Source organism: Caldisphaera lagunensis DSM 15908 (assembly GCF_000317795.1).
Taxonomy (GTDB): Archaea; Thermoproteota; Thermoprotei_A; order Sulfolobales; family Acidilobaceae; genus Caldisphaera; species Caldisphaera lagunensis.
The window spans coordinates 1,520,978-1,546,846 of the sequence record NC_019791.1 but is presented as its reverse complement, the minus strand read 5'-3'; the positions used below and the strand labels follow the sequence as shown (position 1 = coordinate 1,546,846).

The following is a 25,869-nucleotide window of genomic DNA, read 5'->3' as shown; positions in this document are numbered from 1 at the left end:
ATTTTATATGTTCATTTAATGAAGTATAATTGTAAATGGAAGAATAAAGGGAAGTATTATGGTTATAATCAATCCCTGCAATATTGCAGATGAACTGTTTTCTATCCCAGAGTATTTAATAATAACTCCTAATGTAGTGTCCATTGTGGTAGCTCCTCCCATCGCTATTGATGGAGTCCCAAAAAATGAATATATCAATGGGAATAAAGATAGCGTATACGCTTCTCTTAACAAGTTTGATACAAACCCTATTACACCAAAATATGGATTATAAAATGAAACGAATGGCCCTATTAAGGAATACCACCCAGAACCAAGTGAAATAGATAATGAATAATTTAATCCTTGTCTCAATATTAATGATATCAAAAATCCTGCAATTATATCACCTATAATTACCGATAATGTTAATAAAATTCCATTTCTTATTCCTTTAATTGCTGTTCTTAATAGATCTCTAAATGATACGCCTATAACTATACCGATAATTCCCAACAATATGTAAAGCCAATAAACTGCTATTGTTTCAACATCATATATTGGAAATTTAACAAATATCCCTAATAATAACCCCGAAGTAAATACTCCCAATGGGGGTAAAAATTCTTTAAATCTATTTTCCATGTCTCCCACCCATTATTATAGATGCTATAATAACACCAAGAAATCCTGGTATTATGGAATATAATACAATTGAATAAATCAAACTTATCCCTTCATTTCCTGTTAAATATCTTGATATATAGTCCCCAGCTGTTATTGCCATAAAGAATATTAAATCCAAAACTGATATTGTTGTTAATAAATTCAATGTTTTTACTACTTTTCTATTAGCTTTTTTGCTTAAATTTATTGAAACTCCTATTAAAATTCCTACTAGAAGAAAGGAATATAATAATACATCTGATATCATATTATTCCCACTCCTTTCTATTTTCTCCTCCTAATCTTTAGGCTTTCCACTTTTTAACTCTAATTTTTCTGCATGCCTTTCGCTATCATTGCATCATTTTGTAATTAATATCATTATTTTTATCCAAAACATTAAATCTAAGCAAAGCTTATAAACTCTGTAATACATGTAATACATAGGTGACAGATATGTCAGAAGATAATCAGAATAACGAGGAAAAGAAACAAGAAAAAACATATACGATTAGAGGTTTAAATGAAGATTTATATGAAAGCTTCACAAAAGCAGCAAAAGAAATGGGAACTACTGTAGGTGAATTAATGAATCAAGCAATGAGCCAATTTCTAGTTACGCTAGAAGCTGGTAAAGATGTAGGAAAGAAAATAAGCGAGAAAGCAAGCAAAGCAAGTTCTACCTTAGTAAAAGGACCATTTGATGCCTTTAAACAATTGTTATCTTATATAGGGGAATTCGATATAGTAAGTAATATAACTGAACTGACAGTTACTAAACAAGATTTAGAAAATTCAGAAAAACCTATAGTATTTTCAAATATTAAGAAGCTAGTATTCTCTCCAGATATAGACATAAACACATTTAACACTAAAGTTAGATCAATAAAAGTAGTTGATGAAGTTGTAGTACCATCAACATTACCCTTAATACCAGTTGCAAAAAAGTGCCAACTAGTAAAGAAAATAACCCAACTCAAACAGTAAAAATTGGTGCTTACAGTTTGCAAGAGAACAAAAAAGAAAATCTAATAATCTCAATAATTTTCATTTTATTAACAATTTTTATTTTATTTTATCATTTCCTCTTAGGGGGAAATATAACCCAAACTATGCTTAATTTTAGCCTAAAAATTTTAAATCAAGCCGGATACACGGGTATATTAATCCTTATGACGGCAGAAAGTATGTTAATTCCAATTCCAAGTGAAATAGTTATGCCGTTAGCAGGTATACTAGCCAAAATAGGCTCATTAAATATTTATCTAATAATTACATTTGGAACAGTTGGGAACTTAATTGGTTCTACAATATTATATTTTATTGGAAAATATGTTAGAAATCCTTTTGTTGAATTTGCAGTTAAATATTTTAGATTAAATATTAAATATGTAAAACTATCTGATGACCTCTTTGATAAACATGGTTCCTCAATAATTTTCTTTGGTAGGATTATGCCAGCTATTAGATCAATAATATCACTACCAGCTGGTTTTTCTAGAATGAATTTACCAAAATTTGGTTTATATACACTATTAGGTTCTATTCCATGGAACTTATCTTTAACCCTTATAGGATTTTACTTGGGGACAAACAAATCATTTATATTGAAGTTTGATTATGTTATAAGCGCTTTAACTTTTATTATAGGGATATATTATTTAATCAAATATATTAAATAACATAATTTTTCTATTTATACCTAACAACCTTATTTCTTAATGGATCTATACCAGTAACGATTACTTCAATTACATCCCCATCGTTAAGATAATTACCTTTAGCATGGCCTACTCCTGAGGGTGTTCCTGTAAATACCAAATCACCTGGATATAAAGTCATCAATTTTGATACCTCTAATACAACGTTGGCATAGTCATAAAACATTTCCGAGGGACAACCTTGTTGAACAGTTTTACCATTTAACCTTGTTGTTACACATACGTTTTCTAGTTCTGAATAATCATCTATAATTTTTATATAAGGTCCTGTGGGAGAAAAAGTATCTAGACTCTTGGCTTGGCTCCAAGGGAGACATTCTGTATTATTATCTCCATACTGAAGGTCTCTTGCAGTAAAATCATTTCCGGCTGTATATCCTACTATTGATTCCTTAGCTTCTTTTAGAGATGCATTCTTAACCTTTTTTCCAATTAAAATAACAACTTCTCCTTCATAATCGGGTTTTTTAATAAAAGATGGAACAACTATATCTGTGTTTGATCCAATTAAAGCGCTAGGCGCTTTTAAGAAAAATGCAGGTTTAATGCTTCCTTTCATTTCCTTCGCATGTGAAATATAGTTCTTTCCTATACCAACTATTTTGCTTGGAAATGGATTAGGAGGCATTAAAGTAGAATCTAGATTATAATTGGTTTTTAATGTAAATTTTTCATGATTTTCTCTGATATGCACCAATGATTTAGGAAGGTTAATGTAAAAATTTTTTATATCCAATAATTCATTATTTATTTCAGACTTATCTGATATGTAGAATAATCCATCTTTAAATAAAGATAAATGCAATTTATTTTCATAAAATACAGAGCCGATTTTTAAAGAGCTATAACTCATTTTTATCCCTCATTATAATTTATGAATAATTAATTTTAAGTTTTACTAAACACATCTATTAAGGATTCATAACCTAAAATATTGTTTAAAGAATCTTTAATATCATAGCAATGCATAAATATTGTTTAAAATCAATATTAAATAAAAAGGTGGAAAGGATGCAAAATAAAAACAATTGTATTGATTATAAATACATATCATCCAGCAAAGTAAAAGAACTCAATAACTTCATTTTCATTATACCAATAGGTAGTATCGAGCAGCATTGTGACGCTCCTATGGGCCTCGATTCATTAATAGCTGAAAGAATTGCTTATGGTTTATGTGGTGTAATGGAAAACATCGTTGTTATGCCAACAATTTATTATGGTTTCTCTCCAGAATGGAACAATGTTGATGGTACAATCTCATTAAATATAGAAACTTTTTCTGGTTTTATAAAATCAATTCTAGATTCTTTAAATAAAATAAATGCAAAAAGAATTGTATTTTTAAATGGACATGGAGGGAACTCTTATATTTTGGAAGCAGTATTAAGGGAATGGATCAATAACAAAACCAATACAATTATTTTGTTAAATTATTGGAAAGCTCTAGGAATAAATGTTGGTCATTCTGGCTCAATTGAAAGAAGCATTGCCAGAGCATTAGGCATTCAATTCGAAGAATCTAATTGTAATGGTATAATTGACTTCTATAATGGAGCATCTAAGATCATAATTAATGGGCCAATGATAGGATCAAAAACGTATGAAAAGGATAAGATAGAAATTACTCAAGAAGAAATCCTATTGAAAATCAAAAATGAAATCATAAATGGAATAAACTTTGCAGAAAAAATTAAGAGTAATTCCATGTTTGTTTTATGATTATTTTTGTTTACAAAAAATAATTAAATGTGATTTCATTCTTATTTAACATTTGATTTTTAAATTTATTTAAGTCTAATATTTGATATTCATATTAGCATTAACACCATAAATTTTTAATTTTAAACCAATATATAAAAACCTCTACCGTCTCAAATAAAGCATAGATTGAACTAACAGGTGCAATAAATGGACACAAATGGTTTTGATGCAATATCTTTAAACAACGTCGTCAAATTATATGGAAATTTTGTTGCCCTAAAAGGGGTCACATTTAGAATACCTGATGGGGGAAAATATGCATTACTAGGACCTAATGGAGCTGGTAAAACTACAACACTTAAATTGATTGCAGGTCTCCTCAAGCCAGATCATGGTGAGGTAAGGGTTTATGGATTAGATCCTATATCAGATCTTGAGTCCAAAAAGATTATAGGTTATTTGCCTGAAGATGCAACTCCCTATAGAAATTTGTCGGTAAGAGAAAATTTAGAATACATTGCAGCATTAAGAGGTATTGATGATGTAAAAGATAAAGTAGAGGAAATGCTTGATCTATTAAAATTAAGAGAATATGAGAGAGCAAAAGTAGCAAGATTATCAAGAGGTAATTTGCAAAAATTAGCAATTGCATTATCATTAATTCATAGACCTAAAGTGTTGCTTTTAGACGAACCCCTTAATTACTTAGATATACCAACACAAGAAGAAGTAATTTCATTATTAAATAAATTAGGAAGAACAATGTTAGTATCGACTCATATAATGGCAGTTGCTGGGAGGCTAACTGATAAAATAATAATGATATCAAGAGGGATAGTAATATGGAGTGGATCATTTGAAGAATTGAAAGGGATGGCCAACGAAGGAGAACCTATTGAGAAGGTAGTGGCAAGATTAATGGCATAGCTCATATAAGGTGAAAGAGTTGAGCAATGTTTTTAAATTATTGAAATTCGTTATTAAAACAAGAGTTTCAAATACAATGCTTGCGATTTTAATTATAGTTATTTTATATTCTATCTTCACAGGATTAGAACTGATGAAATCCGGGGTTAAAATAGAAACTAAGTTTCCTGAATATTATGCAGTCGCATATGCTACCTTTTTTATGACATTTTCAGCCTTTTCAGGAGGTTTAGCGGTTTTAAAATCTGATAGAGATTATCTTTTTATGCTTCCTATCAAGAAATCTAGGTTAATATTTTCCTTGTTTATTGCACAAATTATAGTCTTGGGAACTGCAGTAGTTGCATTTATAGGATTTTACTTACCATTTTTAGGATTAAATGCATGGGAAGCTGGGGTTTCCTATTTACTTTTCATACTCTTCATAACTTCTATTAGTACTTATGTAGGAGATTTGCCCACAGTTAGAAAGGCCTTAATTTCTGTTTTATTAGCCATATGGGGAATTTCACCATACTTTGGATTCAGGTATAGTCCAACTGCGATTTTCTTTGGCCATGCAATTAGTGGAATAGATGTATTATTTCCAATTACCATATTATCAATGATATTAACCATAAGGAAACTTAGCAATGTAAGTCTAGAATATCAAAGATCAATAACCAGAGAAGGAAATGCAGAATTTAAAAATACTTTAAAATTTGATAGATACAAAGGATTGAGGGCATTGTATTATCTAAGCATAAACTATATAACAATATCAGGAAGAAGTGGAGGCATTGGCTATGGGATTAGATATTTTTCAAATAGAATAAAGCTAACAACATTGTTAATTATAATGACAATATTGTCTTTAATATATTTTATAATATCATGGAAAATATTTTTTGCCTATCTTCAAATAACAACAATAGTAGTAACTATGATTTCAATATCATTTTTCTATAGCTTTACCCAATCTTCTATAGCTAATGAAAGGCCATGGCTCTCATTTACCTCAATGGATCCAGGTAAATATTTATCCCATTTCAGCCTTTCAAAAACAATTTCAACTTTTATTATAACAATACCCTTAATTTTAGCTAATGTTGGTCTTTACTTAATTGGAGGAAAATACGCAATCACCCAAATCCCAACTTTGGTAATTGCATTTCCCTCATTCCTAATCATATCTTTTTATATTATAACAAGGTTCAACATAATTCCTCAAATGAAAGAAGAAGGTGTAATGCCAGGTCAAATGAGAGGAAGACAAATGTTCTTTGCAATACCCATATATATATTAATTTTTATAAGTATTATATCATCAATTAATCTCTTATCGGGCATAATTGCATCAATGATATTATTAATAATTTCTGTTGCTACTCTGCTTAATAAGAAAATTTGGAGAAATGCAGCATTATCTTTGGTTGAGAATGGGTACATTTAAGCGAGTAATTGTTTATTTTAAATTTATATTAACATTAGAGGAATTTATTAATTCCATAATTTTATCATGTAATAAAGAAATCAATTTCCTCCTATCCTCCATTAAAACAACATCGCTAAATCCTTTGGCAACAATGCTATGAGCAAAAGGAGAAGGATATGGTAATGGCCCCTTAATATTAACCTTTATCTGATTATTTTCTATCCATTCAAGAACTTTGGTAGCTGCCTTTATATCCATATAATCTTCCAAAATTTCTCTAAGAGTTTCTTTAATTATTGGCAAATCAGGCATCTCTTCTAAAAGTACATCTAACAATTTTTGAGCATTTAATTGCATTCTTTCAGGACTTCTTTCCCAACCTTTGTATCTCCTTAGTATCATAAAGCTCCTCTGAGCCACGTGTCTAAACCTTCTTCTCATCATTTCAGTTCTCTTAATAGCGTTTTCCAATATATTTCTGAAGTTTTTTGGATTTACATCTTTAATTAGCATATTAATTACCTCTAAATTAAGGGTTTTTTCATTATATTGATATGAAAGCATAAATCCATTATCAGTTACAGTAATTTTTACTGGGACATTCAAATAATTTGATAAAATGCTTGCATAAGCTCTTGATAAGGCATCGTTTGCTCTTCTTCCAAATAGCATATGAAACACGATATTCCATCCTTCTTCATCTTTAAAATATTCTATAAGTATGTTTTTATTTCCAGGTATTATACCGACATAAGCTAATTGCTCCCAAATATACCTTATTACTTCATTTGATGCATGTTCTTCTAATAAGTATTCATTCATAAGAATTTTTTTAGCTTCATCGATTTTTTTATCCATTATTAATTTTCCAATTTTTTCTCTAAATTCACCTACTTTTATAGCACTATCAAAACTTAAAGGCAACATTTCACTAAACCATTCAGGTACAGTAGGCCTCTTACCTTCAGCGCTTTCCACAATAATTTCCATTCCTTTACTTTTTAGGAACTTAAATGTTTTACCTCCTAATATAAAAATATCCCCTTCTTCTAATATTTCAACAAATTCTTCTTCTAAGTTACCAACATATTTTCCATCTGTAGTCATTACCCTTACCTTAGCCTCATCCGGTATTGTCCCTGAATTCAGTTGATATATCATTCTTGCTCCTCTTTTCCTTCCAAATACCTTTTCGTTTTCATCATACCAAATTTTAGGAAATACTTTTTCGTTTTCTAAACCATATTTTCCAGATAAATAGCTTATAACAGACATAAAGTCTTCCCAACCTAGAGAATTATAATTATACGATCTTTTTATTAATTCATATGCCTCATCTAAATTCCATTTTTGGTCTATAGACATGCCAACTAATTGTTGTGATAATACATCCAATGGATTCATTGGTATCCTAACATTATCTATTTGCCTATCTAAAGCGCTTTTTGCCAATACAGTACATTCTATTAAATCATCCCTATCAACAACTATTATTCTCCCTTTACTTATTTGTGTTATATGATGCCCAGCCCTACCAATTCTTTGCAGTAATCTGCTAACACTTTTTGGACTGCTCAACAATATAACTAAATCTATGTAACCAATATCTATTCCCAATTCAAGGCTTGTGCTAGAAACTACAACTCTTAATTGACCCTTCTTTAATTTTTCTTCCACATTTAACCTTACTTCCCTAGATAAACTGCTATGATGTGCTTCTATCTCATCTAAATCAATCATATTTTTACTTGCCAAAAGCTTCTTTAATTTATAAGAAACCCTTTCTGTTGCACTTCTTGTATTAGTAAAAATTAAAGATGTCTTAGCGTTTTTGACCAAATCGGCTATAGTTTCATATATCTCATTGTTAATTTCTTCAGCACTTCCATGTATTAGATCCGTTTTAGGTGTTATTACTCTTATATCAAAAGGCTTTGAAAATCTTGCATCAACAATCTCTACTTCTCTTGGTTTTCCATCTTTATAACCCCCTAAAAATTTAGCCACTTCTTCTAATGGAGAAATTGTTGCAGATAATCCTATTCTTTGCAAATTTTTACCTGTTTTATTAGAAACTAAATAATCTAGTCTTTCTAGACTTAATGATAGATGGGCCCCTCTTTTGCTAGAGGCAATTTCATGAATTTCATCAACTACTACCCATTTGGCTGTAGAAAGCCTCTCTTTAAATTTTGGAGCTGATAAACTAATACTTAATGATTCAGGAGTTGTTATTAAAATATGAGGAGGAGATCTTAACATTTTTTGCTTAATATTAGCAGGTGTATCGCTTGTTCTAACGCCTACATTAATTTCACTTATATTATATTTTTCATTAGCCAATTGATAAATTTCCCTTAAAGGTATAAGCAAATTCTTTTCCATATCATTATCTAAGGCCCTAAGAGGGCTTATGTATATTGCATATATCTGATTTTGTAAAACACCCTCTTCACTCATTTTAAACAAATCATCTATTATGGCCAAAAAAACTGACAGTGTTTTTCCAGTTCCTGTTGGGCTAGAAATCAATACGTTCTTTCCTTGTTTAATAAGAGGTATAGCGTATCTTTGAGGATCTGTAAATGTGCCAAATTTTTTGATAAACCATTCTTTAACATATGGTCTTAATAGGTTCAGTATTTCATCATCTTCCATCATAGCTTCCTCTACTTTTATTAATCTATTATGCTAACCTTTATAGATGATGCATCCTCTTAAATAATTAAATATAGATTTAATCAATTCCCTCTATTATTTTATTGAAATTTCTCGTTAAAATAAGATCGTCAATTCCCCCACATAAATCATACGAGCAGAAAACTGCTATAACATCTGATCCTTTATTATACATAATTGATGCCAACTCAGAAATAGATAATCCAATACTTCCATAAGCTCCTTCGTTTATAGGAATATCATTAAGATTTGAATTAAGACCTTCTGATCCTAAATCAGAATAAATTTTAATTATATCTCTTATAGTTATTATACCAACATATTCATTGCCATCAAAAATAAATATACCACTCTTGTTTTTATCGACCATTTCCCTCATTACATCAATAACCTTACTTTTTCCTATATCAACACTCGGATAATCTTTATCTAAAATGCCATAAACCCCCTTTTTTATATTAGTAGAAGATAAAACAGAAATAATATCATGAGTAGTTAAAATGCCTTGTACATCATTGGCTTTACCAACTAATATTGATGTAACTTCTTTTTTATTCATCAGATCTACTGCATCTTTAATTGGCGTTGTTCCTCCAACATATATTGGCGATTCTAACTCAACCATAGAAAGAGTTAAATTTGATGGATCAGTTCCTTCCAATAAAATTTTTAATAAAGAAGAAATATTAAAAATTCCAGTTATTTGATCATTTTGCTTTACAGCTAATCTCCTTAACCCTCTTTCATACATAAACTTTACAGCATTTGATACATATTCATTGATATCTATTGAAATTAATGGCTTTGAGGCTATTTCATATATGCTTTCATTTATTGACAATTTCACACCTATTTTTATGTGCATTAAAAATGCTTTAAATATTATTTCTTAAAACACTCCTATAAAAAATCATCTTTTCTCTACACGATTAACAATTAATATGGAATAATTTTACATGTTTTTAATGGAAAATTAAATAATTTTTGCTATAAAAATTTAAAATTAAAAATTAATTATCCAGCAATTTTAAGTAAAATTCTTCCATTTCTTTCTCTTGAAAACAATGAATTTATCGCCGTTTTTACATCATCCAAATTAAATGTTTTCCATATAATAGGCCTAATTTCATTTTTACTTGCTATTTCAATTAATCTGAGCATTTCTTTTCTTGTCCCTCCTGTTACCCCTATAATCTTTATTTCTTTAGAGTAAACTTCACTTATAGTCATCCTAGCAGATATGCCAGTTAAAGCGCCAAAAGTAACAAATCTTCCACCTATATCTAAGAGTTTAACACTTCTTTCAACAGTTTTAGAACCAATAGAATCAATAACAACATCTGCAAATCTTCCATTGTTAACTCTTTGCAAAGCATTTAAAGCTTGATTTAAACTTACAACTTCGTCTGCTCCGATATTTTTAACCCAAGGCTTAGAAGATATTGCAACCACTTTAGCTCCCATCATTTTTGCTAATTGTACAGCAAACTGACCAGTATTTCCTGAGGCACCAACAATTACAACAGTTTCTCCAGGTTTAACATCTGCTTCTATCAATGCATGGAATGCTGTTAACGCAGCAACTGGAATACTTACAGCGCTTTCCCAATTTAGATTGTTGGGAATCTTTATAACGTTTTGATATCTTACAACTGCATATTCTGCAAAACCTCCATTAGTTATTCCTCCAATCAATCCCCCATTTCTGCATAAGTGTTCTTTACCGGATAAACATAAATCACAGATTCCATCAAAAATTCTAGGATAAACTATAACTCTATCTCCTTTATTTATCCCCTTAACTTTTGATCCAACCTCTTCTACATAACCACCGAATTCAGTTCCTGGTATATGAGGGACTGGATTAATAGCTCTTGACCCACTTATTATGAAATAATCAACGGGGTTAATTCCTGCATATGCAACCTTTATTTTTACTTCTTCATCTGATACGCGTAAATCAGGTACATTAGTAACAGATAATCGATCAAGACCAAAAGGCTTATCAACTAAGGCTGCTTTCAATTATAACACCATGTATATTTGATATCTGATAGTAAATAAGCTTTTTTATTTGCTTTAATATAAATATTTTTATTTCTATTAATATAGTCTTTAATATTTATACTAATTATATTTAAGAGTATATAAACAATATTTTTATTAGACACAGACAATATTAAAAAGTTGGATAGCGTATCCAGAAGTGATAAAAAATGAAAATAGCAGTACTAACAAGTACAACTGCAGAGGAAATGGTTAAAGACATTGTAACGAATGATAATAAACATGGTTATAATATAGAGGTTGTCCCCCTACCTGTTCCAGTTATTTCTATATTAGATACAAATACAATTTCAAAAATTATATCAAGGAGAAAGGATATACTAGAAAAAATAAGGGATTCAAATTTAGTTATGATACCTGGTTTGGTAAGAGGAGACTCAAGCATTATTGAAAAAGTAGCTAATGTTGAAACATATAAGGGACCCAAATCATTAGGGATTTTACCTTATGCATTGGATTTTATACATAATGGAGGAAAACTAGATAAACAAAAGAGTGCAGAAGAGGTTATGGGATCTATCACTCCTAAGATTAGCTATAAAACTGCTTTTAAGATTGATAATATTGAAATACCTATTAGAGGTCCTCCAGTTTTAATAGTTGCTGAAATTCATCCAAATACTAAAGTTGATGAAGTTGAAAGTTTAGCTAAAAGATATGTAAATGATGGAGCAAAAATAATCATAATAGGATCTAATTTAGAATCTGATCCATCTGTTATAGAAAAAAAGATAAAAATAGCTAGTAATTATGCACCCATTATAGCGGAGATATCTGATATTTCTTTGATAAATAGATATAGACAAGCGGGTATTGTTGGAATAAGCACATCAGCTCATTTAATTGAAAAAGATTTAGAAGATATTCCAAATGATTTAGTATTAATTATTGGGGACAGAAATATAACTAAACTTAAAAAAGTTGGAAGTGAATTGCTGTCTAAAGGATATAAATTAATTATAGATCCAGTATTAGGAATACCTTGCATTGATTTTGTTAAAAGTATAAATAGATATACTAAAATAATTAAATCACTAAATGCACCAATTCTCTTTTCGGCAGCAGATGTAACTGAAGAACTAGAAGCAGATACTATAGGTATACACTCATTGCTAGCAACAATTTCAATAGAACTTAGAGCTTCTTTATATTTAGTTGTTGAAGAGACTTATAAGTCTCATAGAGGAGTTGCTGAGGCTAGAGAAGCACTTAGAGTTGCAGAAACAGCCTATTCATTAAAGTCTACCCCTAGAGGACTTTTCAGTAAGTTGCTAGTTGTAAAGCAAAATGAAAAACCAATTACAATCAATGATCAATTAAATTACGAATATGTCAATTATATACCTCCTGATTACAACTTAAATGATTATATACAAATCTCAGTTGATTACGAAAAAAATGAAATAAAAGTAGTTTATAAAAGAAATAATAAAATATTAGCAGCATTGAAAGGCAAACATGCAATGAGCCTTGCAAGAGAACTTGTTAAGAGAGTTAACTTATCCTTAGATCATGCTGCATATTTGGGATATGAATTATCAAAGGCTGAAATAGCCTTAAAATTGGGAAAAACCTATATCCAAGATGAATCTATAATAATACCACCGTGGATGGGAGAAAATGGTGAATAAATCAATCGCAATATCACCCGGAAAAGTTATACTATTTGGAGAACATTTCGTTGTAAGAGGAACTAAAGCTATCGTGGCAGCAATAGACCTCTATGCAAAAGCTGAAATAGAGGAATCTAGTTGGCCATCAGAAATTATAAGTGAAGGGACAGAAATCAGAGGTAAAATAACTCAAGAACTCAAGGTTGTAGGATCCAAAGAACTTGAACCATTTGCTAGGATATTAAGCGTATTAAAGAATTGGGGTTTTCAAATAGCAGGATTCAAGGCTAAAATATCAAGCGAAATTCCAATGTCTGCAGGATTAGGGTCTAGTGCAGCAAGCGCTGCAGCTTTTAGCTTATCTTATGCAAACTTATTGGGATATAAATTAAATGATAAAGAACTTTTTACTCTTTCTCACGAAGCAGAAAAAATAACTCATGGAAACCCAAGCGGGGTAGATAGCGCTGCCGTTACATATGGAGGTATATTAGTTTTTAAAAAGGATGTTGGGATTATTTCTAAATTGAAATCTCTATTTTCAGATAAATATTCTTTAATAATTGCTGATACAGGTATAAAAAGGAGTACTTCAGTTCCAGTTAGAGACGTTTTAATATTATCTGAAAAACTTTGGCCCGCAGTCTCATTAATTTATGATGCATCCGATAGAATTGTTGATTTAGCCAATGAAGCTATAAATAATGAGGATTATGAGACCATTGGAACGCTAATGAATATAAATCAAGGTCTATTAAATTCCATGGGGGTTTCTTCTCTAGAGTTGGAAGAATTGATATATAGAAGTAGATTAGCTGGTGCAATAGGTGCAAAATTAACTGGAGCTGGTAAAGGAGGATCTGCTATTATCTTAGCTCCATCTAATAAGGTAGATAATATTTTGGATAGAATAAAATGTTGCAGCAAATGGGCAAGTAGGATAAAAATTAGCCAAGAAGGAGCTAGAATTATTTCGGGTTAAGAAATTGAACTATTATTTAATATTAATTGCTATTATTATAATATTAATTGCATACTCGCTAATATTAAGTTATAGAAACTTAAAAAGCAAAATAAATAAAAGTTAATTATTGCCTCCTCCTGTTTGTGGTAAAATAACTATTGTATCACCTCCTTTTACTTTATTATTTAATTTTGCTCCCTTCCCATTTACAACAATTATATAATCATCATCTCTTAACTTTTTCAAGAATGGAAGCAAGTTCTCAATAGTTTCCTCACCATTAATATTTATTTCCTCATATTGCTTACCAGAAAGGTCTGTAATATATCCTAGATATTTTATTTTAATTTTATTTTCCATTGTATCACCAATTATTATTGCTTTGAGAATGTACAAAAACTTTAATTTATACTGTTATATTAAATTTAAAACATTATTATATTTTCCAGATAAGATCTTCTTTGCCTCAGAATCTATTAGCCATGACATCCAAGTTATTTTTACTGGTTCTACATTAATATTCCTGAATATCTCTTCAACTTGCTTAATGTAATTTATAGTATTTTTATCTTGTTTTAGATCTATATTTGCATATTTGAATAATTCATTTATCACTTTTATTACTATTTTATCAGGCATAAGAGTATCAATACCACCCATTATTCTTAAATATTGATATGTAATAATGCCAACACCTTTTATTTTACTCAGATCTTCTTTCTTAAATTTATCTAAATCATTTAATGATGCCCATTTCCTTAATCTTTCCCTATCATTTTTTCCTTCAATTTGAGAAAGCACTCTTGAGATATTCTTTGCAACAAGCCATGATCTTTCATTTTTCCATGTTATTTTAAGTTTGTCTAAATTATAATTTGCTAGTTCATTAAAATTTATTATTTCATTTGTATCATAAAAGTTCTCCTTAAACCTTAATACAGCGGGTATAACAGCGTTAAAATAATTAACTCCAATGCTTGTAAAAGATGCATCTAAAACCATAAGGATTCCAATTCCTCCCCATCTCATAGAATTTTTACTTCTATTAACAAAATCATCCAGCATATAAGCCTTTTTTATGTATTCTGAGGTTATTTCTTTAAGCTTAACTAATGATTCATCATTAATCATAAGCTCACTCTAATAATTAAAACTTAATACATAACTTTATATTTTTACTGATTTGTATTAATATAGGTGAATATATTGGAGTTTACTAATTTAGGTAAAACTAATGAGAAAATTTCTAGAATTGGTTTAGGGGCATGGCAATTTAGTGATGCTTGGGGAGTTACAGAATATAATATAGCTAAACAAGTCGTATCTTCATCGATAGAATTAGGAATTAATTTAATAGACACTGCAATGGTATATGGAAGAGGTATGAGTGAATCTTTCTTAGGAAAGGCGTTAAGGGAATTAAATATCGAAAGAAGCAGCGTCTTTATAGTTACAAAAATACCTGGTGAGTTTTTATCATATGATGATGTATTTAAAGCTGTTGATAGATCATTAGAGAGATTACAAACAGATTATATAGACGCGTTGCTCGCACATTGGCCTCCTGTATGGCACAATCATCCTACTTGTGAATATATGAAAGCATTTGAGAGACTCGTTGAGCTAGGAAAAATAAGATACATTGGATTAAGCGACTATCCCCCAGAATTAGCTGAAGCAGCAAGGTATTGCTTATCTAAAAACGATCTACAAATTATGGAAATAAGATATAATTTGGTAGAAAGGCAGGCCGAAAAAGAAATTATACCATATGTTGAATCATCAGAAATGACCATGTTAGCATGGAGTCCATTAGCAAAAGCTGCAATTTTGGGGAAGTATAGTATGGAAGAAATAAATAATTTCCGTGATGTCAGAAGAAATGATGCAGTATTTTATCCTGAAAATTATAAACAGATACTGAAATTAGCAGATGTAATTAAAGAAATCGCTAAAAAATATGATAAGACTCCATCTCAAGTAGCGCTTAATTGGTTAATGAATTACAGCAAAAACATAGTCCCAATACCAGGTGCAAAAAGTAAAGAACAAGCAATAGAAAATGCGGGAAGTGTTGGATGGAAATTAAGTTATAGTGATTGGAGAAAAATTGATGAAATTAGCAAATCAATAAAGTTTACATATGTTAATTTCTAAATTTTTTTAATACCACCCTATAAACTTATTAAATTGTTACTCCTTAATAATAAAAGGTGAGCACATTGTCTCAAAGTGATCATCCTGCAATGACTGAATCCGCTTTGGAGTCTAGTTATGGAGGAGAATCGATGGCTCATATGAGATATCTAATTTTTGCAGACATAGCAGAGAAAGAAGGATTTAAAAATGTTGCAAGATTATTTAGAGCAATTGCATTTGCAGAACAAGTTCATGCAAGAAATCATTTCCAAAGATTGAGCAAGCTAAAAGATGGTAAAAAAGTTGTTGCAGACGCCCCATTTGGCCCAGGAAACACATCTAAAAATCTTGAGTTAGCTATAATGGGTGAAGAATTTGAAGTAAATGAAATGTATCCAACTTATATTGAGATGGCTAAATTCCAAAAAGATAAAGAGGCTGAAATTTCGTTTAGATATGCTTTGGAAGCAGAAAAAATCCATGCCCAATTGTTTAAAGAAGCGAAGAAATACGTTGATCAAGGGAAGGATATGCCAATTGATGGATTTATATGGATTTGCCCCGTTTGTGGACACACCCTTATAGCTAAAGAACCACCTAATAGATGTCCAATTTGTGCAGCATTTGGCAAAGATTTTCTTAAATTTTAACCCTTTGGGTGATTAAATGAACGATATACAACTAAAGCATATTCATCAAAAATTAAATGCAAGTTTTGGAGAATTTGCTGGCTGGAACGTACCGATGATTTATACATCAACTATGGAAGAACACATTGCTGTTAGAAAATCAGTAGGAATTTTTGATATAAGCCATATGGGAAGACTAAAATTAACAGGTAAAAATTCATTAGACTTGCTAGAAAAGGCATTTACTAAAAAGATTGCTAAAACAAAAGAGGGTTTTATGAGTGGACCTACTTTAGCATTAAATGAATATGCTAGAGTAATAGATGATGAGATGTGGTACAAAATTAATGATAACGAATGGCTCGCTGTTCCAAATGCTGCGTCTAGGGAGAGAATGATATCGCATCTAAATAAAATTTCTCATGAAAATAAATTTGATGTTGAGATTAAAGATTTAACATTCGATTATGTTTTGCTGGCATTACAAGGTCCTGAAAGCCAAAGCATAATGGATAAATTAGGGGCTTCTTGGACATCAAGCTTAAAACCCTTGGAATTCAGGTTAAATGAAAAAATAAAGGATGCTAATGTATTTTTAATAAGCAGAAGCGGATGGACTGGAGAAGATGGATTTGAGATATGGGCTGCTCCAAAAGAGGCAGAAAAATTATATAATCAATTCTTAAATTTAGGAGTTAAACCTATAGGAATAGCGGCAAGGGACACATTAAGAATTGAGATGGGTTTTGTTTTAGGAGGAAATGAATATGGAGAAGATCCATTAAAATATCCATGCGCATTAAGCCTTAGATATGGAATGGGGGCTATAGACTGGGAAAAGAATGGATTTATTGGAGAAGAAAGCCTTAGATCATGCCGTAAAGAAGGGCTTAGATGGATAAGGATCGGAATAGAAATGAAGAAAAGCTCAGCAAGATTCATACCAAGACATGGTTATAAAATATTAGTAGATGATGTAGAAGTAGGTTATGTAACTAGTGGAACGTATAGTCCAATAGTAGAAAGAGGTGTTGGTATGGGATATATTGATACAAGGTATTTTATAATTGGTGAACCAATTACAATTAGTGATGGAAAAACAAGATCAGGAGAAGCAAAAATATCTGAATTTCCATTAATAAAGAAGAAATAGTTTAACTTTTTTTAATATTAATTTCAATTATTTTTCTTATTAATTTAGGATCGATAGCCTTACCCTTTGCTTTCTTTAATACTTGCCCAACTAGATAATCTAAGGCTTCCTTTTTACCTGATATGAAATCTTCAACAGCTTTCTTTTCTTCATTTAACACTGTAATAATTAGGTTGCTCGGCTCTATTTTTTCTGGCAATGATATGTTAATGATTTCATTATTTTCTAAAAGCTTTGGTAAAATATTATATTTGATTTCATCATATGTGTATACTTTATTTCTTATCAAACTACTTATTTCTTTTAAGACTTCCTTCTTTGGCCAATTGTTTTTATCGTGAATATTTTTACCAGATTTTTTCATGAGACCTTTATAATCTACAGCTAAAATTCTCGCAGTTATCCTTGGATCTGCCCCTATTCTTACTGATTCTAAAAATAATTCAGCGCTCGGCTTAACCGTTATCAAGCTCCACGCAATTTTTTGTGTTACACCATACATAGTTATTTTATTCATAATCCTTTCTGGGGTATAGAATTCTTTTGATTTTGCCTCAACTAATAATGGTTTTGTTAGAATCGCAGGAATATCAGGATCTGGGAAATAAAGGTATTCTTCTTCTGTCTCTTTACTTCTTAAGGGTTTTGTTACACCTCTTATAGAGTCCCAATGCCTTGTTTCTCTTCTTATTTTACCTCCTTCTTCGACTATTTTAGATTGTCTAAATATCTCATATTTTAATGCCTTCTCGAGATCTAATGTGCTACCTATGTTTTTAACTTCAACCCTTTCTCCTCCTTCAACGCTAATGTTTGCATCTACCCTAAATGATCCTTCAAGCCTTGGATTTATTGCCCCTATATATTCCATAGTTAATAATAAATATTCAACGGCTTTTCTAGCATCTTTTGGTGTCTCAATTTCAGGCTCTGTAACTATTTCTAGTAAAGGAACTCCGCTTCTATTATAATCTAAATAAGCGAACTCACTTAATAAAATGTTACCTTCGCTATATTCTGTCTTACCTGGATCCTCTTCAATATTCATTCTCCTTAAAGTAACGCTTTTCCATATTAATTTATCTGGATCAAAAAACTTCAAAATACCTTTCAGACAAACAGGTATACCTCCTGCTTTTTCATATTGTGTTATTTGATAGTTTTTAGGTAAATCTGGATAAAAATAATGTTTCCTTGTAAACACCATGTATTCTGGAATTTGGCAATCAAATGAGTCTGCAACAGCTAAGGCAAGCTTTAAAGGATTCCTTCTGGGTACTGGCAATGCGCCTGGTAATCCTAAACAAATGGGACAAACATTTGTATTCGGCTCATATTTTCTGTAGTCAGAATCGCAATCGCAAAATAACTTAGTTTTAGATTCAGTTAATTGTGTATGTATTTCTAGTCCAATCTTATATTTCAATCTAATCACCCGCTATGATACCATACAAGCCTGTTTTATCTTCTATAAAGGAGCCTAACTCCAATAATTTTCTTTCTTCATATGGACCTGCCATAAATTGAATTCCTATTGGTAATCCATTATAAAAACCTGCTGGCATTGCTAAAGCAGGAACCCCCGCTAAGTTGGCAACAACAGTATAGATATCCATCGCATATAATTTCAATGGATCATTTATTCTTTCTCCTATTTTAGGAGGTAATATTGGTGATACCGATCCTGCTATTATACAATCATTAGTCATTTTTAAAATTTCATCCCTTATTATTCTTCTACCTTTTGTTGCAGCTATGTAATAATCGTTTATAAAACCTTCGCTTAAAGCAAAAATACCCATTAATATTCTTTTTTTGACCTCAAATCCGAAGTAGTTCTTTCTTGTATTTTCGCTCATTTCCCTATAAGAGCGGCCTTCATAATAATTGGGATATAATTTACCGTCATATCTTGATAAATTGCTCGCTGCTTCAGCAAATGCTATTGTATAATATGTAGAGAGAGCATAATTTAACTTATCAAATTTTCTCCCATATTCAATAACTATCCCCTCTCCTTCAATTTTTTCCAATAAATTATATATGGCTGACTTTATAGGGTTTTCTGATCCTTCTATGAATTCATCTGGAACACAAATTTTAAATTTTTTCTCATTAAATTCTCTATATTCAAAATTTAGACTAGTTGCATCTCTTGGATCATATCCTTTAATAACATCTAATATTAAAGAAACATCTTTAACGCTTCTAGCCATTGGACTTATTTGTTCTAGGCTGTTTGCATATGGTATTAATCCATATCTACTAATAGTTCCATAAGTAGGCTTTAGCCCTACTGTAGCAGTATAAGAAGCTGGTAATCTAACTGAACCTCCAGTATCGCTGCCTAATGATAAATCTGCACTTCCATATGATAAGCTTGCTGCACTTCCCCCACTACTTCCTCCAGGTACCCTTGTTATGTCCCATGGATTTTTTGTAACTCCATAAGCGCTAAACTCTGTTGTTGATCCCATAGCAAACTCGTCTAGATTTGTTTTACCTATTATTATTCCTCCTTCTTCTAAGATCTTCTCAACAACAGTTGCATTATATGGAGGAACGTAATTTTCAAGAATTTTAGATGCTGCAGTAGTAGGCAAAAAATTTGTTGATATATTATCCTTTACGCTAACAATTAAACCTGGAATTTTCATATTTTTGCCTGATGCTAATTTTTCTTTTATTTCCATGATTTTTTCTCTTATGAAATCTTCAGAATCTAATGATATATATGCATTAATTACATTATCCTTCTTTTGAATAATTTCAAGCTTTCTCAATGCATAATCTTCAAAATCAATGCTTCCATTCTTTAACCCTTCCAAAATAGATAATGCAGTTTCTTTTTTCACTATTCACCCCTCCAAGGTATTTTTACTTTTCTATCGATTGACCTTTCATTAGTAATTAATTCATGAATATCTATTTTTTCAATACCTATTTTAGCAGGTGGATTTAATATGTTATCCCAAACATTATATAATGGCTTCACATCTAATTTACTTAACACTGATACTTGGTTTAAAACACTTCTTATCTTTTCTATATCTTGACAAAGTTTTTCTATTTCTTCCTCTGTGAAATTTAATCTAGACAATTCTATAAGTTTATTTATTAATTCCATATTATTGCAATTTGCACTCATGTATGCCCACTTTTTGGATTTTATTCAACTACATTATTATGTTTTTCGTTTCTCATCAATTTCTCTAATAACTGATAAACCGACTTGAGCCTCTATTATATCTAAGGAATATGCCATAGCCCTCCTTAATCCGTCTAGTATTGGATATATTTCGAAAAACTGTTTTGATCCCTTGAGGGATTTTATTAACTCCAATTCTTTAATTATTAACTCATGTAAATTTGAATAGCTTTTTATAAGTTCATTTATGTTTATCTCCTTTCCTATGTTATTTACAACTGTTATTACTTCATTAAATACATCATTAATTAATTTATTCAATTGTTCTGTTATTTCTATCTCTCCTAACGTATCTATTATCCAACTAGACATAAAAACAACGTGGTCCGCTATTCTTTCAATGCTTTTTATTGTTGAATAAACATTTATGGCCTCAATGGAATTATTTATTCCTATATCTTCTAATTTAATCTGACCTTGCAAAGCTAGGTTTATTTGCTTATAAATATATAAATATAATTTATCCATTACATCGTCTCTTTTTATTATTGAATAGAATATTTCTTTATCTTTATTTTTTATACCTTCTATAAAATCCTCAAGCATTGATTTAAAGGTTTTTTGCATGTTATCCATGGCTAGTTTTTCTGGTATCGAACTTAAATCTACTACAACACGCAATGTTACATTGTTTTCTCCTTCTTCTAATACATCTAATCCTACGACCTTATTTCTTACCTCATTAATAATTTGATCCATTCTGCTTAACATGAGTGGAGAAAACACAAGTTTTATAGAATTATAGCCAGCTAAATAAGCTGATATAATTTCCATTACTATAGCAGAATCTATAAGGTCTTGGTTTACATAAATCTCCTTTTCCATAATAACAGGTTTTATTTCTCTTTTTGGAGAATATAATCGTAAGGAATTATCTCTACCCAATTCCATAACAATTTCTAGGCCTTTATCAATTCCAAGTTCTTTTGCCCATTCTTTTGGAATTGAAACTATATATGTAGAACCACCTGTTATTTGTACTTTTCTTAATAATTTAGTTTGTTTAATGTTTTTTCTTATCAACTCTATCCCTCTATATAGTAGAATATAATCTCTTTTTAAAAAATATATCTATATATAATTTAAATATCTAAAAATGAAACCGGTTCTCCTAACAAAGATCTAGAAGAATGAACTCCTAAAACCTTTACCTCACTTATATAATTAAGCCTAGGATATTTTCCTTTAATTAATATTATTAAAGGATAACTACCAACCTGTCTAGCATAACAATAGCCGTCTTGGCAATCTTCAACCCATAAATCCTTTAGTATTGTTCCCTTTGGAGCTATTAGGGATAGCATGTATGGGTCAAACTTTTTCCTAACATAATGAAGAAAAGATTTTGATAAACCTTCATTTTTATCTTTTATCCCATAATTCATCCTTTTTACTCTTGTTCCTTCAATAGCTAATAATTTCCTTATATTTACTCTCCTTACCAATAACTTTCTTTTTATTATTTCTTCCAAAAATTCCTTATTGTATCTATAGGTTTCTTTACTTTCACCAGGTAGGCCTAATATAAAATTGATTCCAGGTAGCAATTCAGGCATGCCATTATATCCTCTAATAGAACCTATTGAATTCACAATCTCTATTGCTTTTATAGCTTCATCAAATGACACTTTCAAATTATTGTTTTTTATCACCTTGGGATCTAAAGATTCAATACCAAATGCTGCCACATCTCCTGGAGTATGATACTTTATGATTTTGATTAATGCCTCTTTAGATTCATTAGGATAGCGAGAAATTGTCCCAGGATTAACATTATCAATATGCAATACATTTAAATTTGGGCAATTATATCTTATTCCATAAAATAGCTTCTCCAATTCATCATAATTTGGAATAGGCCATTCCTCCTCTCCTATTTTATTAGATCCATAAACTAAGATGTCAGCCTGCCTTCCTAACCTGAAATTTCTTGCACCATTATTACATAAAGCATTTATTTCATTTACTATTCCTTCTTTTGACCTTGTTATTGGTTTACCCCTTAATGGCTCTACACAAAAACTACATCCACCTGTTATCCATCTTGCGCATCCTCTATAAGTTTCTATTTCAACAATAAGATTTTTCCCATAATTTGGATGTTGTTTAATTATTTTTGATCCAATTATTGAAAACTTATCTACTTCATTATAATTTTCTCTTATTTTATATGGATTGGCATAGCTTTCCCCATATTTAAATAATTCATGAAAATAAATTTCTGGATCTCCCGTTATAAGTACATCAAATCCAGCCTTTCGAAACAATAAAGGGCTTATAGCTTCCTTTCCCCCTTCTTGACCCATACCCCATCTTGCTGAAGGACCTACTAATACCTTGAAGGAATTATTCATAATCTTTGCATAAAACAATAATTCTTCCCCAGTAATTGGTTTTCCTCCTATATATTTTCCTGGAACAACAACTCCTGCGGAAAAAATAACCAAATCATAATTTAAATTATTTTTTAAATTACTATTTCTTAGCTGATCTATAGTTAAATATCTTATTTTTATATCCTTATCAACGCTCCAAATTGCTCCAGCTATATATCTAGGATAAATATCTATATATGGCGGTACTCCTAATCCACCTGGCTCATCATTATATCCGTCCAAAATCAAGACTTTTTTGAAGTTCATCTTAATCACCAGGTCCTTGTGATGGGGTCTGTTTACTTGTTCTCATCCTATTATTCAAAAAAGAATATAATAAACCAAAAGCTATAATTAACACAACAACGATAACTGAAATATATTCTGGTATATAAACAGTTTTTATGAATTTATTTATGCTGTTTATTAGAGAACTAATTCCTATATACCCTAATCCAATAGCAAGAAATCCTTCTATATGTTTAATTGATGAGAGAGATCTATTAACATTGAAATATAATGATCTTATAATTAATGTCCCAAAAATCGTTGATGAATAAGCAATCAATTCATTTTTTGTTATAAGTATTATAGCCGGTATAGAATCAAATGCAAATATTATATCTGAAATTTCAATAACAAATATAACAAGAAGATATTTTGTTGGAACAATTTTTCCATTTTTCTTAACAAAAAACGAAAATTCATTATTAGAAAAATCTGTTTTTAAATATTTTTTAAAAAATTTTATGATATTTGATTCCTCTTTCTCTTTTTCATTATTAAATTCTTCTCTAGCTAATTCAAAAGCGCTAAATAAAACAAGCAATGATAAAATTATGGTTCCTAATTCAAATACATTTAAAAGTTCTATTCCGGCATAAACAAACAAAAACCTTAAAACAATTGCTGAATAACTCCCAATAGCAACCAATTTTTCTTGATGCTCAAAAGATATGGAAAACTGTGTAAAGATCAATAAGAATACTAAGATGTTATCGAGGCTTAACGATATCTCCAATAAATAAGATGTAAGAAATAGGTAAGACTCATAAAAATCAGTTCTGATAAACAATACCATAAAATAAACTAAAGATAAGGCTATCCAAATTAAAATTATATACTTAAAATTTTTCTTAAATAGAAACTCTATACTTATCCCAAATAAAATCAATGTTATCAAAAAAATCCATAATAACATTTAAATCACATTATGGTGTTATTCTTTCAGTATCCCTTGGTAAAAATCTTGCTTCTCTAACATTATCAAGATTTAAGAATTGTTTTACAATTCTTTCCAATCCTAAACCAACACCTCCATGCGGAGGAGTACCATCTTTGAAGAAGTCTAAGTAAAACTTGAATTTCTTATCATCTAATCCTTTATCTTTCAAATTTTTAATAAGCATATCATATCTATGTTCTCTTTGGCTTCCTGTTGCTACCTCCAGACCTCTAAATAATAGATCAAAACCGTAAGTCCATTGATCATCATCTTCTTTTCTCATCGTATAAAATGGTCTTACCTTCCATGGATATTCTGTAACAAAAACAAAATCGCTATTATATTCTTTTTTAGCATATTCTCCCAAAATTCTCTCTGATTCTGTATCTAAATCACTTCCGTAAGGTAAATGCTTATCGTATTTTTCCAATATTTTATAAGCCTCCCTAATTGGTATCCTTGGCACTTTTTCTGGTATTGATACGTCTAAGCTAAAGAACTCCCTAACTTGTTTTATTAATTCGTCTTTCTTAGATTTTTCTACCATTCTCCTAAAGAAACCTTCAACTGTATCCATTACATCGTTAACATTGTTGATATATCCCATTTCAAAATCCAAACCATGAAATTCGGCCAAATGTCTAACAGTATGAGAAGCTTCAGCTCTAAAAACTGGACCTATTTCAAATACCCTTTCTAAACCTGATATAACAGCTAATTGCTTGTAAAATTGCGGGCTTTGTGCCAAATATGCCTCTTTACCAAAATATATTACTGGAAATACTTCTGCTCCTCCTTCAGTTCCTGTTGAAACAATTTTTGGAGTAAATATTTCTACAAAACCTTTTTCTGTTAAATAATCCCTGAAATTCTTTGCAACCCATGATTCAAAGACAAAAATTGATGATATCTTTCTGTTTCTTACATCTAGCCATCTGTAATCTAGCCTCACATTAATTTGCGCATCTGTACTCGTATCAGGATCAAGAGGAATTGGTTCATAAGGCTTGTTTAATATGTTTAGCTTCTTAACTTGAACCTCATATTTTAGAGATGATTTTCCTTCTGTTAATACCCCATCTATACAAATTACAGATTCTTTTACTAAATCCTTAGATTTCATTATTTCTTCATCAGGCGTTATCCCTTTTTTAAAAACTAATTGCAATATTCCTGTTCTATCCCTTAATAATACGAACTTGACTCCACCTAAATCTCTAATATTGCTTACCCATCCACAAATCTTGATATCTTTATTTAAATAGTTCTGGGCCTGATCATATATGTCTTGTATAAAGTTGTTTTTTAACATTATTTTCCCCATACTTTTATCATTTATCTTAATTTTTAACTTTTTATGGAAAACTAAAAATTTATTTAACTTTCCTTAGAAATTATGATTAGGT

At 30.2% G+C, this 25,869-nt stretch carries 25 protein-coding genes; 10 read left to right on the top strand and 15 right to left on the bottom strand.

Annotated elements, in window-relative coordinates; translation table 11 throughout:
- Window positions 1–15 precede the first annotated feature (15 nt).
- Complete coding sequence (locus CALAG_RS07710; RefSeq protein WP_015233171.1) at window positions 16–624, bottom strand: LysO family transporter; 609 nt, start codon at window positions 622–624, stop codon at window positions 16–18.
- Window positions 614–913 carry a hypothetical protein gene (locus CALAG_RS07705; protein ID WP_015233170.1) on the bottom strand — a complete coding sequence of 100 codons (300 nt, stop codon included), beginning with the start codon at window positions 911–913 and terminating at the stop codon, window positions 614–616. The genes CALAG_RS07710 and CALAG_RS07705 overlap by 11 nt, the downstream gene beginning before the upstream one ends.
- Before the next feature lie 188 nt (window positions 914–1,101).
- On the opposite strand from CALAG_RS07705, the gene CALAG_RS07700 reads away from it, so the two are divergent.
- Together CALAG_RS07700 and CALAG_RS07695 are read left to right on the top strand one after the other, a co-directional pair.
- Window positions 1,102–1,632, top strand: coding sequence for a hypothetical protein (locus CALAG_RS07700; RefSeq protein ID WP_015233169.1), 531 nt, complete (start codon window positions 1,102–1,104; stop codon window positions 1,630–1,632).
- Between the two features lie 185 nt (window positions 1,633–1,817).
- Window positions 1,818–2,327, top strand: coding sequence for a DedA family protein (locus CALAG_RS07695; protein WP_172633889.1), 510 nt, complete (start codon window positions 1,818–1,820; stop codon window positions 2,325–2,327).
- Window positions 2,328–2,337: 10 nt separating this feature from the next.
- Here CALAG_RS07695 and CALAG_RS07690 read toward each other — a convergent pair whose 3' ends face one another.
- Entirely contained in the window at window positions 2,338–3,219 is an 882-nt protein-coding gene (locus CALAG_RS07690) for a fumarylacetoacetate hydrolase family protein (protein WP_015233167.1), read from the bottom strand.
- 158 nt (window positions 3,220–3,377) lie between these two features.
- On the opposite strand from CALAG_RS07690, the gene CALAG_RS07685 reads away from it, so the two are divergent.
- The 3 genes from CALAG_RS07685 to CALAG_RS07675 all read left to right on the top strand — a co-directional run bounded on the left by CALAG_RS07685 (window position 3,378) and on the right by CALAG_RS07675 (window position 6,429).
- Window positions 3,378–4,088, top strand: a complete 711-nt coding sequence (locus tag CALAG_RS07685) for a creatininase family protein (protein WP_015233166.1) — start codon at window positions 3,378–3,380, stop codon at window positions 4,086–4,088.
- Between the two features lie 189 nt (window positions 4,089–4,277).
- Window positions 4,278–4,997, top strand: a complete 720-nt coding sequence (locus CALAG_RS07680) for an ABC transporter ATP-binding protein (protein WP_015233165.1) — start codon at window positions 4,278–4,280, stop codon at window positions 4,995–4,997.
- A 19-nt stretch (window positions 4,998–5,016) separates the two neighbouring features.
- Complete coding sequence (locus CALAG_RS07675) at window positions 5,017–6,429, top strand: hypothetical protein (protein WP_015233164.1); 1,413 nt, start codon at window positions 5,017–5,019, stop codon at window positions 6,427–6,429.
- Window positions 6,430–6,441: 12 nt separating this feature from the next.
- Here CALAG_RS07675 and CALAG_RS07670 read toward each other — a convergent pair whose 3' ends face one another.
- The 3 genes from CALAG_RS07670 to CALAG_RS07660 form a co-directional block, all read right to left on the bottom strand.
- On the bottom strand, window positions 6,442–9,090 hold the full coding sequence (locus CALAG_RS07670) for an ATP-dependent helicase (RefSeq protein WP_083859975.1): 2,649 nt from the start codon (window positions 9,088–9,090) through the stop codon (window positions 6,442–6,444).
- Window positions 9,091–9,148: 58 nt separating this feature from the next.
- Window positions 9,149–9,931, bottom strand: a complete 783-nt coding sequence (locus CALAG_RS07665; protein WP_015233162.1) for a CBS domain-containing protein — start codon at window positions 9,929–9,931, stop codon at window positions 9,149–9,151.
- 173 nt (window positions 9,932–10,104) lie between these two features.
- Window positions 10,105–11,115: an alcohol dehydrogenase catalytic domain-containing protein gene (locus CALAG_RS07660; RefSeq protein ID WP_015233161.1), complete on the bottom strand. Its 1,011-nt coding sequence runs from the start codon at window positions 11,113–11,115 to the stop codon at window positions 10,105–10,107.
- Between the two features lie 191 nt (window positions 11,116–11,306).
- Between CALAG_RS07660 and CALAG_RS07655 the strand changes: the two genes are divergently transcribed.
- Entirely contained in the window at window positions 11,307–12,788 is a 1,482-nt protein-coding gene (locus CALAG_RS07655; protein WP_015233160.1) for a dihydropteroate synthase-like protein, read from the top strand.
- Window positions 12,781–13,752, top strand: a complete 972-nt coding sequence (mvk, locus tag CALAG_RS07650) for a mevalonate kinase (RefSeq protein ID WP_015233159.1) — start codon at window positions 12,781–12,783, stop codon at window positions 13,750–13,752. Before CALAG_RS07655 ends, mvk begins: the two co-directional genes overlap by 8 nt.
- A 102-nt stretch (window positions 13,753–13,854) precedes the next feature.
- Here the strand turns inward: mvk and CALAG_RS07645 are convergent, their stop codons facing one another.
- Both CALAG_RS07645 and CALAG_RS07640 read right to left on the bottom strand, forming a co-directional pair.
- Window positions 13,855–14,094, bottom strand: a complete 240-nt coding sequence (locus CALAG_RS07645; RefSeq protein WP_157463233.1) for a MoaD/ThiS family protein — start codon at window positions 14,092–14,094, stop codon at window positions 13,855–13,857.
- A gap of 54 nt (window positions 14,095–14,148) precedes the next feature.
- Window positions 14,149–14,865 carry a hypothetical protein gene (locus CALAG_RS07640; protein ID WP_015233157.1) on the bottom strand — a complete coding sequence of 239 codons (717 nt, stop codon included), beginning with the start codon at window positions 14,863–14,865 and terminating at the stop codon, window positions 14,149–14,151.
- A 75-nt stretch (window positions 14,866–14,940) separates the two neighbouring features.
- Here CALAG_RS07640 and CALAG_RS07635 point away from each other — a divergent pair, with 75 nt between their 5' ends.
- From CALAG_RS07635 to gcvT, 3 genes are all read left to right on the top strand, one after another.
- Window positions 14,941–15,891 carry an aldo/keto reductase gene (locus CALAG_RS07635; protein ID WP_015233156.1) on the top strand — a complete coding sequence of 317 codons (951 nt, stop codon included), beginning with the start codon at window positions 14,941–14,943 and terminating at the stop codon, window positions 15,889–15,891.
- An 89-nt stretch (window positions 15,892–15,980) separates the two neighbouring features.
- Window positions 15,981–16,523 carry a ferritin family protein gene (locus tag CALAG_RS07630; RefSeq protein ID WP_048816914.1) on the top strand — a complete coding sequence of 181 codons (543 nt, stop codon included), beginning with the start codon at window positions 15,981–15,983 and terminating at the stop codon, window positions 16,521–16,523.
- 16 nt (window positions 16,524–16,539) lie between these two features.
- Window positions 16,540–17,655 carry a glycine cleavage system aminomethyltransferase GcvT gene (gene gcvT, locus CALAG_RS07625; protein ID WP_015233154.1) on the top strand — a complete coding sequence of 372 codons (1,116 nt, stop codon included), beginning with the start codon at window positions 16,540–16,542 and terminating at the stop codon, window positions 17,653–17,655.
- 1 nt (window position 17,656) lies between these two features.
- Here the strand turns inward: gcvT and gatB are convergent, their stop codons facing one another.
- From gatB to aspS, 7 genes are read right to left on the bottom strand one after another with little or no spacing between them, the layout of a single operon-like run.
- Complete coding sequence (gene gatB, locus CALAG_RS07620) at window positions 17,657–19,090, bottom strand: Asp-tRNA(Asn)/Glu-tRNA(Gln) amidotransferase subunit GatB (protein WP_015233153.1); 1,434 nt, start codon at window positions 19,088–19,090, stop codon at window positions 17,657–17,659.
- A complete protein-coding gene (gene gatA, locus CALAG_RS07615; protein WP_015233152.1) occupies window positions 19,083–20,510 on the bottom strand; it encodes an Asp-tRNA(Asn)/Glu-tRNA(Gln) amidotransferase subunit GatA in 1,428 nt (475 codons plus the stop codon). Before gatA ends, gatB begins: the two co-directional genes overlap by 8 nt.
- Window positions 20,510–20,803 carry an Asp-tRNA(Asn)/Glu-tRNA(Gln) amidotransferase subunit GatC gene (locus CALAG_RS07610; RefSeq protein ID WP_015233151.1) on the bottom strand — a complete coding sequence of 98 codons (294 nt, stop codon included), beginning with the start codon at window positions 20,801–20,803 and terminating at the stop codon, window positions 20,510–20,512. The genes gatA and CALAG_RS07610 overlap by 1 nt, the downstream gene beginning before the upstream one ends.
- A gap of 36 nt (window positions 20,804–20,839) precedes the next feature.
- Window positions 20,840–21,886 carry a phosphate signaling complex PhoU family protein gene (locus CALAG_RS07605; RefSeq protein WP_015233150.1) on the bottom strand — a complete coding sequence of 349 codons (1,047 nt, stop codon included), beginning with the start codon at window positions 21,884–21,886 and terminating at the stop codon, window positions 20,840–20,842.
- Window positions 21,887–21,945: 59 nt separating this feature from the next.
- Window positions 21,946–23,505, bottom strand: coding sequence for a radical SAM protein (locus tag CALAG_RS07600; protein ID WP_048816845.1), 1,560 nt, complete (start codon window positions 23,503–23,505; stop codon window positions 21,946–21,948).
- Window position 23,506: 1 nt separating this feature from the next.
- The gene (locus CALAG_RS07595; RefSeq protein WP_048816844.1) at window positions 23,507–24,439 is read right to left on the bottom strand and encodes a TerC family protein; all 933 of its coding nucleotides are present in this window, start codon (window positions 24,437–24,439) and stop codon (window positions 23,507–23,509) included.
- Window positions 24,440–24,449: 10 nt separating this feature from the next.
- Window positions 24,450–25,775: an aspartate--tRNA(Asn) ligase gene (gene aspS, locus CALAG_RS07590; protein ID WP_015233147.1), complete on the bottom strand. Its 1,326-nt coding sequence runs from the start codon at window positions 25,773–25,775 to the stop codon at window positions 24,450–24,452.
- Window positions 25,776–25,869 lie beyond the last annotated feature (94 nt).

What these genes read in the sequence shown, in the direction of transcription:
- CALAG_RS07710 (WP_015233171.1), bottom strand. Translation starts at nt 624, where the DNA reads ATGGAAAATAGATTTAAAGAATTTTTACCCCCATTGGGAGTATTTACT.
- CALAG_RS07705 (WP_015233170.1), bottom strand. Translation starts at nt 913, where the DNA reads ATGATATCAGATGTATTATTATATTCCTTTCTTCTAGTAGGAATTTTA.
- CALAG_RS07700 (WP_015233169.1), top strand. Translation starts at nt 1,102, where the DNA reads ATGTCAGAAGATAATCAGAATAACGAGGAAAAGAAACAAGAAAAAACA.
- CALAG_RS07695 (WP_172633889.1), top strand. Translation starts at nt 1,818, where the DNA reads ATGACGGCAGAAAGTATGTTAATTCCAATTCCAAGTGAAATAGTTATG.
- CALAG_RS07690 (WP_015233167.1), bottom strand. Translation starts at nt 3,219, where the DNA reads ATGAGTTATAGCTCTTTAAAAATCGGCTCTGTATTTTATGAAAATAAA.
- CALAG_RS07685 (WP_015233166.1), top strand. Translation starts at nt 3,378, where the DNA reads ATGCAAAATAAAAACAATTGTATTGATTATAAATACATATCATCCAGC.
- CALAG_RS07680 (WP_015233165.1), top strand. Translation starts at nt 4,278, where the DNA reads ATGGACACAAATGGTTTTGATGCAATATCTTTAAACAACGTCGTCAAA.
- CALAG_RS07655 (WP_015233160.1), top strand. Translation starts at nt 11,307, where the DNA reads ATGAAAATAGCAGTACTAACAAGTACAACTGCAGAGGAAATGGTTAAA.
- CALAG_RS07645 (WP_157463233.1), bottom strand. Translation starts at nt 14,094, where the DNA reads ATGGAAAATAAAATTAAAATAAAATATCTAGGATATATTACAGACCTT.
- CALAG_RS07640 (WP_015233157.1), bottom strand. Translation starts at nt 14,865, where the DNA reads ATGATTAATGATGAATCATTAGTTAAGCTTAAAGAAATAACCTCAGAA.
- CALAG_RS07630 (WP_048816914.1), top strand. Translation starts at nt 15,981, where the DNA reads ATGACTGAATCCGCTTTGGAGTCTAGTTATGGAGGAGAATCGATGGCT.
- gcvT (WP_015233154.1), top strand. Translation starts at nt 16,540, where the DNA reads ATGAACGATATACAACTAAAGCATATTCATCAAAAATTAAATGCAAGT.
- CALAG_RS07610 (WP_015233151.1), bottom strand. Translation starts at nt 20,803, where the DNA reads ATGAGTGCAAATTGCAATAATATGGAATTAATAAATAAACTTATAGAA.
- CALAG_RS07600 (WP_048816845.1), bottom strand. Translation starts at nt 23,505, where the DNA reads ATGAACTTCAAAAAAGTCTTGATTTTGGACGGATATAATGATGAGCCA.
- CALAG_RS07595 (WP_048816844.1), bottom strand. Translation starts at nt 24,439, where the DNA reads ATGTTATTATGGATTTTTTTGATAACATTGATTTTATTTGGGATAAGT.
- aspS (WP_015233147.1), bottom strand. Translation starts at nt 25,775, where the DNA reads ATGTTAAAAAACAACTTTATACAAGACATATATGATCAGGCCCAGAAC.